The 572-nt window shown below is 67.7% G+C and carries 1 protein-coding gene; it reads right to left on the reverse strand.

Annotated features, from left to right (window positions below):
* On the reverse strand, positions 1-572 hold a 572-nt coding region (locus tag AC3WQM_RS32010), incomplete at both ends, for a zinc-binding dehydrogenase (protein ID WP_492683866.1).

The following is a 572-nucleotide window of genomic DNA, read 5'->3' on the forward strand; positions in this document are numbered from 1 at the left end:
AGCGTGTCTTTGCCGACCGAGTCGTACACGACGGGCACGCCCTTGCCGTCGGTGATCTCGCGCACGCGCTGGGCGATGCTCTCGCGCGAGGTCACGATGGTGTGCGTGCAACCGTTGGCTTTGGCGACCGCAGCCTTCTCGTCGGTGCTCACGGTGCCGATCATCGTCACGCCCATCGCACGCGCCCACTGGCAGGCGATGAGGCCCACACCACCGGCGGCTGCGTGATACAGGATCGTCTCGCCACCCTGGAGCGGATAGACCTGGCGGAACAGGTACTGCGCCGTCATGCCCTTCATCATCAACGTGGCGGCGGTGCGATCCGAGATGCCATCGGGCAGCGGGATCAGCACATCGGCTGGCATCACACGCACTTGCGAGTACGCACCCTGCGGCCCGATGAGATAGCCCACGCGATCCCCCACGCGGATGTCGGTCACGCCCGGGCCCACGGCCTCGACCACGCCCACGGCGTCGGAGCCCAGGCCGTTGGGCAGCGCGAGCGGATAGCGCCCGGTGCGGAAGTAGATGTCGATGAAGTTGACCGCGATGAGGCTGTGGCGCACGCGCGC

The sequence above is a fragment of the Variovorax sp. FW301-JW7 genome, assembly GCF_058788795.1.